Raw genomic sequence first — 8,356 nt, 5'->3', positions numbered from 1 at the left:
CTAAGGGCTACTTGGGTTCACTCCTTAAAAGAAAAGAGAATGGTAGTGAGAAGCATAAATCAGAGACTTAAAAATAAATTTAATATTTCAGTAAATGAAGTAGGGAGTCAGGATTTACATCAAAGTATTACTATAGGAATATCAAGCATATGTGCAACAAGTGCTCAAGTAGATTCTACAGCAGAAAATATATTAAATTTTATTGAAGCAAATACAGATGCTGAGCTAATAGACATAGAAAAAGAAGTCATAGTATTTTAAAAAATTTAAAAATAAGTATTGACAATATTAACTAATAAATGTATATTATTATCAACAACAAAATAAAAAGATTTCTTATCAAGAGTGGTGGAGGGACTGGCCCTATGAAACCCAGCAACCTATAATAGGTGTAATAAGTATAAGTGTATATTTCTTATGCAATAATACCGTTATGTTTGGTGCTAAATCCTGCAGCTTTTAAGCTGGTAGATGAGAGAATAAATTAATAATGTGGCTTTTGTTCGCACTTGGGATTTATTCTCGAGTGCGTTTTTTATTTTCTTTCATTCAGCTTTCAAGTTAGAATATATAAATTTTTGATAACTTGGAACAAGGGGACGGAATAAGAAAATCTATATATGTTCACTATTTTGTTGGAAGTTCTTTAGGAGGGTAGCAGATGATTAAGATTAAAAACTTAAGTAAAAGATTCGGTGAAGTTGAAGTAATAAAAAATGTTTCTTTAACTATTGAAGAGGGTAGAATTTATGGAATAATAGGGCATAGTGGAGCTGGTAAATCAACTTTACTAAGATGCATAAATGGTCTAGAAAGCTATGAAGAAGGATCTATTAATGTTATGGGCAAGGAAGTTAAAGACCTAAAGGGATTTGAACTAAGAGAGTTTAGAAAAAACCTAGGGATGATATTTCAAGGCTTTAATCTTCTAAATAGAAAAAATGTTTTTGATAATATTGCTCTACCTCTAGAAGTTTGGGGTTTTGAAGAAGAGTATAGAGAATATAAGGCTAATAACAAAAACGAAAAATGTCCAAGCTACAGGGTTTTCAAAAAGCAAATGATTCAAGAAAAGGTAACTAAGCTTTTAAATCTAGTTGGACTAGAGGATAAAGCTAAAGTTAAGCCATCAAGCTTAAGTGGGGGCCAAAAGCAAAGGGTGGCAATAGCAAGAGCATTAGCTTTAGATCCTAAAATTCTACTATGTGACGAAGCAACATCTGCATTAGATCCTAAGATAACTAAGGATATACTTTCCTTATTATCTAAGATAAATAAAGAACTTGGAATAACAATAGTAATAGTTACTCACCAAATGGAAGTAGTTAAAGAAGTTTGTGAGAAGGTGGCATTAATAGAAGGGGGCATATTAAAAGTAGAAGGTAAATCTGAAGAATTATTCTTAAGACCTGGGGTTTCACTTAAGAAGTTCTTAGGAGAAGCAGATGATGATCTGCTACCTACTACTGGAGTAAATATTAAGTTATTCTTCCCAAGTACATCTTCTGAAAATGCATTAATAACAAAGATGTCTAGAGAATTAAATATAGACTTTTCCATAGTTTGGGGCAAGCTTGAAAAGTTTAGAGATGAAGTTTTAGGAAATCTAGTTATAAATATTAATGAAGATGATAAGGAAAAGGTAACTAACTATCTTGAAGAAAAAGGTGTAGTATTGGAGGTGCTTAAATAATGTTAGATATATTAATAAAAGCTTTTGGTGAAAGTATGTATATGGTGACTTTTTCAACATTATTTTCATTAATACTAGGTTTTATAGTAGCAATTTTATTAATACTTACAGCACCAGATGGATTAAAACCAAATAAGGCTATATATAGTGTTTTAGATGCAGTAATAAATATATTAAGAAGTTTTCCATTTATAATTTTAATTGTTTCAATAGCTCCACTTACCAAATTAATAGTTGGGAAATCTATTGGACAAACTGCAGCAATAGTTCCTTTAACTATAGCAGCTGCACCATTTGTAGCAAGAGTAATTGAATCTGCTTTAAAAGAAGTAGACCCAGGAGTAGTAGAAGCTGCAAAATCCTTTGGGGCATCAAATACTCAAATAATATTTAAGGTAATGCTTAAAGAAGCAGTACCATCAATTATATCTGGATTGACACTAACTGTTATTAGTATAATTGGATATTCTGCAATGGCAGGAACAGTAGGAGCAGGAGGTCTTGGAGACTTAGCTGTAAGGTATGGATATCAAAGATATCAAACAGATATTATGATAGTAACAGTAATTATCCTAATTATAATAGTACAAGTATTACAATCTTTAGGAAATTACTTCTATAAAAAACTATCTTAGGAATGAAAAAATTAAAAAATGAAGAAATTAAAGAGTTAAAGAATGAAGAAGTTAGAGAATTAAAAAATTAAAGAATGAGGAATTAATGAAAAAACTCCGTTGGGAGTTTACAAAAAGCAATTAATTTTAGTAATTATGAAAGAATTACATCAATAATTTTTCATTTTTAATTTTAAATTTTTAATTAATATTAAGGGGGTTTCAAATATGAAAAGAAAATCAATATTATCAGTATTATTAGCAGGGGCTTTAGCAATAGGTTTAGTAGGTTGCGGAACTAAAACAGAAACAGGTAATGCAGAAGATAAGACTATAAAGATTGGGGTTAGTCCAGTTCCACATAAGGAAATAGTAGATCAAATAGTTCCAGATCTTGAAGATAAGGGTTATACAGTTGAAGTAATTGAATTTACAGATTATGTTACACCAAATACAGCTTTAGCTGAAGGTGAAATAGATGCAAATTATTTCCAACATATAGCATACTTAAATGAAACTAATGAAAATAAGGGATTAGATTTAACTTATACAGCTGCAATTCACTTAGAACCATTAGGAACATATTCAAAGACAGTTAAAGATATTAAGGAAATAAAAGATGGTGCAACAATAGCTATTCCTAATGATCCATCAAATGAAGCTAGAGCTTTAAGATTATTAGAAAAAGCTGGACTAATTAAGTTAGCTGAAGGAGAATTAGTAACTCCAAAGGATATTACTGAAAATAGTAAGAACTTAAAGTTTGAAGAATTAGAAGCAGCTCAATTACCAAGGGTATTAGATGAAGTAGATGCAGCGGTGATTAATGGTAACTATGCATTAGAAGCAGGATTAAATCCAGCAGAAGAATCTATAGCAACTGAAGATAAGGATGCTGAAGCTGCTGAAAAATATAAAAATGTATTAGCTGTTAAAAAAGGAAATGAAGACCTACAAAAAATTAAAGACTTAACTGAAGCTTTAACTTCAGATAAAGTGAAGAGCTTTATTGAAGAAAAATATAGCAATGGTACAGTAATTCCAACATTTTAATAAATGATAATAGACTCTGTATAGTATTAATTTACTATGTAGAGTCTATTTTTATATATCAATTAAAGATTCATTTAAGAATTCATACTTTCCTTTATGATATAATATTAAATACAAATATATAGGAGTGGGAGATGTGGAATTGAAGAAAATTATATTAAGCTTAATGATTATTTTATCCTTTTCTTTCTTTGGATGTACTAGTAAAAGTGATAATGAGGCAATAATAGATACAGGAGTAGTTGTTGAAGATCAAGAAGAATCAAAAGAAACTTCTAATAAAGTGGTAGAAGAAAAGAAAGACTTACTTACATCAATTGATGAAGTTGTGGAGAATGTAGTAGGAGAATATAGAGATAATATATCTATATATTTTAAAAATTTAAATACTGACGAAGAGTACATATTAAATGGAGATAATTATTATGTTGCAGCAAGCACTACTAAGGTTCCATTAGCTATGATGATATTAGATAAGGTTAATAGTGGAATATTAAGCCTAGATGATACTATATCATATGTAGAATCAGATTATGAAGAAGGAACTGGTTCGCTTGCTTATGCAGAGACAATTCCAGATATAACAATAGATGAGGCATTATATTTATCAATAGTTGAATCAGATAATATTGCAAAGAATATGTTGACTAGAATTTCTGGATCAAGCATAACAGACTATACAAGAAGTATTACAGGATATAGTGATATTCCTTATGGAAACTATACTACAGCAAGACAATTTGGAATTATGTTAGAAAAATTATATAAAAATCCTGATAATAATCCTTATTATGAAAAGCTTTTAGACTATATGACTAGGACTATTTTTCATTCAGGTTTAGATAAATATTTAGATTATAGCAAGGTAGCTCATAAGATAGGAACATATTATAGATATTATCATGATGTTGGGATAGTATATGGGGAAGACCCTTATATATTAGTAGTATTAACAAAGGATATAGGAGAATTAGGTGGAGATCTTGAAAGTGATAATGATGAAGATATATATTTATTAGATTGGGGAGATAAGGCCTTTGAAATGATAGCAGAACTATCTAAAGGAATATATGAAGTAGTGGATGCAAATAAAAATATTCAGGAAGTAGGTTAGTTTGTTTGGGTAAGATATATTATGAAGATCAATACATAAAAGAATTTGAAGCTAAAGTAATAGAGGTAAAAATTAAAGATAATAAATATCATATTGTATTAGATAACACTGCTTTTTTCCCAGGGGGAGGAGGACAGCAAAGTGATCTAGGAGAAATAGATGGTAGAAGAATAGAAAATATATATGAGGAAGATAAAAAAATATATCATGTAGTAAATGAAGAAGTATATTTAGGAGATACTGTATTTTGTAATATAGATTGGTATAGACGAGAAGATGGAATGCATCAGCATTTAGGGCAACATATTCTTTCAGGATGCTTTTTTAAATTATTTAATGCAAATACAGTTAGTATTCATTTAGGAAAAGAAACAAGTACTGTAGATATAATGGGACATCTTAGTGAAAGTCAAGTAAGAGAAGCAGAAGCTCTAGCTAATGAAATAATAAGAAATAATGTAACAGTAGATTTTCTAACTCCTAATAATGAAGAACTTGAAAGTTTAAATTTAAGAAGAGATTTACCTAATACTGATGAAGAAATAAGAGTAGTTAAAATAGGAGATTTAGATATAAATGCATGCTGTGGAGTTCATCCTAGTAAAACCTTAGATTTAAGAATGATAAAGATTAAAAAGTTTGAAAAGAATAAAGGCAATACTAGAATAGAATTTTTAGCAGGAAAAAGAGCGATAGAAGACTCATTAAATAAGGATAAAGTCTTAAGAGAAATATGTAATTATTTAAGTAGTAATGAAGATGAAGTGTTGAATGGTATTAAAAACTTAGAATCAGAATTAGAAAATTTAAAGATTACAAAAAAGAAGATGGAAGATGAACTATTAAATTATGAGTATCTAAAAGTTCTTGAAGAAATAGAATTAGAAAATAGTACTATAGTTAAAAAGGTATTTAAAGATAAACCTAAGAATTACTTAGGTAAGCTGGCTAATAAGCTAGTTGAAGATAATAATATAGTATGTTTATTTGCTAATATATTAGATGGAAAAGCAGAAGTTATATTTGCTTCATCTAAAAGTAATGATGATTTAGATATGGGGAAATTATTAAAAGAACATATTTCCAATATAAATGGAAAGGGTGGAGGAAGAAAAAACTTAGCCCAAGGTGTAGGAGAAAATATAAATATAGAAGAGTTTTTGAATAATATATAGGTTGTAATAAATATTTTAGCTTTTATTAAAAGAGCTAATTATTAAACACGGAGTTATGAAATTATTTAAAGATTTATTTCTAAATTAGATGCCATCGATTTAGAAAATTAAATATTAATTTTCGCTATAATTTTATAAGAATATGTATATGGGTTATTTATTGAGACATATATAAATTTTTAATTTTGTCAAAATCCTAGATAAAAGTATTAATTTTGTAACCAAGTTTTATATGGAGAAGTATACTAATATATAAAACAATACAATATTTATATTTTATAAATAATAGGAGGGAAGGCTTTTGGCAAAATGGGTACTAGATGCAGGACATGGTGGTAATGACCCAGGAGCAGTTGGGAAACATGGAAGAAGAGAAGCTGATATAGTCTTAGAAGCTGTTTATGAATCTATGAGGTTATTAGAGAGAAATGGCGAAGATGTATTGCTTACTAGGGCATCAGATATTAGCTTAGAACCTAAAGAAAGGGTTTATATAGCAAATAATTGGAATGCAGATTATTTTGTTAGCTTTCATATGAACTCCTTTGTAGATAATTCTGTAAGTGGAACTGAATTAGTAATATTTCAAAAAGGTAATAAATCAGAAGAATTAGCAAGGTTTTTAAAGGATGAACTACTTGCAAATTTAAAATCTAACAATAGGGGGATAAAGGAAGCAAGTTATACTGTTTTAAGAGAGACAAGAATGCCAGCAGTTATTGTTGAAGCTGAATTTATTTCAAATGAAGACATAGAGAAAAACTTTAGTGGAGTTAAATATGGGTACATGGTAGCCAAAGCTTGCTTAGCTATGGTTAATAAGGTTTTAATAGATACTCCAGTTGCAAAACCAAAGACACCTACAAGAGAAGGCTGGAGACTTTGCATTGGATATTATAAAAAATATGAAGAAGCAGAAGAGGAAGTAATAAAGTTTCAAAATCAAGGATTTAAAGACGTTTATGTTGTTCCATACCCTGAAGATAATTAAAAATTTGGGCTGTTTATAATTAGGGCACTGAAAAACTTAAAATTTTCAGTGCCCTGATTTATAATAGTCTAATTTTTTTTAATAATTCAATATGCTTAATTAATTTCATAAATTTAAGTTGTATTTTTGAGTTTACGATTAACAATGAAGTAAGCTATAGAGACAATAGCTGAGATCCCTAAAGCAAAATAAAATCCCATACGTTGATCGATAATGCTCAATGAAAATACAAATAAAATAAATATTATCACTAATGTTATTATTGTTGACCAAGGGGCACCGAATGCTAATGGTGATTTATATACTTCTCTGTTTGCAACAGTTTTTCTCCATTTTAAAAAGCAAATTAAAATAGTACCCAAGCTAAAGAATGAAAAATAAGCTGATGCGGAAATTAAATAATCGTAAATTTTTTCTGGCAAAATATAAGAGGCTATATTGATAGCAATTAGCCCAACAGCTGTTACAATTAAGCTTCCATAAAAAACTCCATTTTTACCTTGTTTCTTCACAAAAGCTGGAGCCTCATGAGAGTTTCCTAAAGAAACTAGCATCATTATCGCTGAAAAATATGATCCTGTCATTACAGAAAATGATGCTACTAATACCACTGCATTCATGATTGAAGCTGCAAATGGGATATTAATTACTTCTAAGACTGCGATAAAGGGAGATTTTTCTGTTGAAATAGTATTCCATGGTATTATAGAAACAACTGTTAAAATTGATGCTACATATAAAAATATTAATACTATAAGAAGTATAATCATTGCCTTTGGTATATCATGTTTTGGATCTTTAACTTCTGATGATGCCATAGCAACTACGCCAATGCCGGCATAGGAAAAAATAACAATTAGCATTGACTGGGATAACCCACCTAAACCGTTGGGGAATAAGCCACCATGACCTAATAGAGTGGTAAGCCCAACTGAATTATTAGTATTAAATATTCCAAATATAGCCGCTACTCCTATTAGAATGAATACTACTAAGGCTGCTGACTTAATAAAAGACATAATAGTTTCAATTTTACCAAAGTTTTTTAATCCAAAGGCATTTATAGCAATTACTATTACTGAATAAGTTATAGATAATAGCCATACAGGTATATTTGGAAACCATAATTTTGAAAATATAGCCATGGCAATGGTCTCAGCACCTATGCTAAGAACTGCTGCTATCCAAAATGTCCAACCTACATAGAATCCCATATAAGGTCCTAATATTTCTTCAGCATAAACTTTGAAAGAACCACTAACAGGATGATTAACAGATAGAGAGGTTAGTGCGCCTGCAATTTGGATTGTTATTAAACCGCCTAATAGATAAGAAAAAATGACTCCAGGGCCAGCATAACTTATAGGTAACCCAGATGCAAGGAAAAAGCTTGATCCAATAATCCCTCCTAGCCCAATCCACAATAAATTCTTAGCGGAGAGCTTATTATCTTCTTTATGTATTATATCTTTATTTATTTTATTTGAAGAAGAGTGTTGTTGTTTTTTCAATTTTCTATACCTACCTTTTTACTTATATATAAAATATTTTTCCTAAAAAAGAAAAATTTATACTCACACTAGATTGGAATAAACATGGTTGATAATGGGGAATTTAAGATAATTTATCATTAATTAATTGGGTTATGATAAGATAGTTAATTTAATTAAAAGGCAAGATAATTAGGATTATTATTTGAATATATATATTATGATA

8 protein-coding genes and 1 riboswitch are annotated in these 8,356 nt (G+C 29.3%); of the genes, 7 read left to right on the top strand and 1 reads right to left on the bottom strand.

The genetic code is table 11. The features are described from left to right. The 7 genes from E6248_RS10025 to E6248_RS09995 all read left to right on the top strand — a co-directional run. A partial coding sequence (locus tag E6248_RS10025) for a DUF503 domain-containing protein (protein WP_316340668.1) occupies positions 1 to 261 on the top strand: 261 nt, incomplete at its 5' end. A gap of 72 nt (positions 262 to 333) precedes the next feature. Beyond that, positions 334 to 478: riboswitch (SAM riboswitch) on the top strand. 183 nt (positions 479 to 661) lie between these two features. Further along, positions 662 to 1,693 (top strand): methionine ABC transporter ATP-binding protein, encoded by a 1,032-nt coding sequence (locus E6248_RS10020; protein WP_316340667.1) that lies wholly within the window; start codon positions 662 to 664, stop codon positions 1,691 to 1,693. Next, the gene (locus E6248_RS10015) at positions 1,693 to 2,328 is read left to right on the top strand and encodes a methionine ABC transporter permease (protein WP_316340666.1); all 636 of its coding nucleotides are present in this window, start codon (positions 1,693 to 1,695) and stop codon (positions 2,326 to 2,328) included. The genes E6248_RS10020 and E6248_RS10015 overlap by 1 nt, the downstream gene beginning before the upstream one ends. A gap of 207 nt (positions 2,329 to 2,535) precedes the next feature. Next, positions 2,536 to 3,360, top strand: coding sequence for a MetQ/NlpA family ABC transporter substrate-binding protein (locus tag E6248_RS10010; protein WP_316340665.1), 825 nt, complete (start codon positions 2,536 to 2,538; stop codon positions 3,358 to 3,360). A 142-nt stretch (positions 3,361 to 3,502) separates the two neighbouring features. Next, positions 3,503 to 4,474, top strand: coding sequence for a serine hydrolase (locus E6248_RS10005; protein WP_316340664.1), 972 nt, complete (start codon positions 3,503 to 3,505; stop codon positions 4,472 to 4,474). 5 nt (positions 4,475 to 4,479) lie between these two features. Then, entirely contained in the window at positions 4,480 to 5,649 is a 1,170-nt protein-coding gene (locus E6248_RS10000) for a DHHA1 domain-containing protein (protein WP_316340663.1), read from the top strand. A 301-nt stretch (positions 5,650 to 5,950) separates the two neighbouring features. Beyond that, complete coding sequence (locus E6248_RS09995) at positions 5,951 to 6,640, top strand: N-acetylmuramoyl-L-alanine amidase (protein WP_316340662.1); 690 nt, start codon at positions 5,951 to 5,953, stop codon at positions 6,638 to 6,640. Between the two features lie 113 nt (positions 6,641 to 6,753). Here E6248_RS09995 and E6248_RS09990 read toward each other — a convergent pair whose 3' ends face one another. Then, positions 6,754 to 8,151 (bottom strand): amino acid permease, encoded by a 1,398-nt coding sequence (locus E6248_RS09990; protein ID WP_316340661.1) that lies wholly within the window; start codon positions 8,149 to 8,151, stop codon positions 6,754 to 6,756. Between the last annotated feature and the right edge of the window lie 205 nt (positions 8,152 to 8,356).

Source organism: Clostridium sp. (assembly GCF_032552055.1).
Classification (GTDB): Bacteria; Bacillota; Clostridia; order Clostridiales; family Clostridiaceae; genus Clostridium.
The sequence above is the reverse complement of the archived record's forward strand: the minus strand, read 5'-3'. Positions and strand labels throughout refer to the sequence as shown.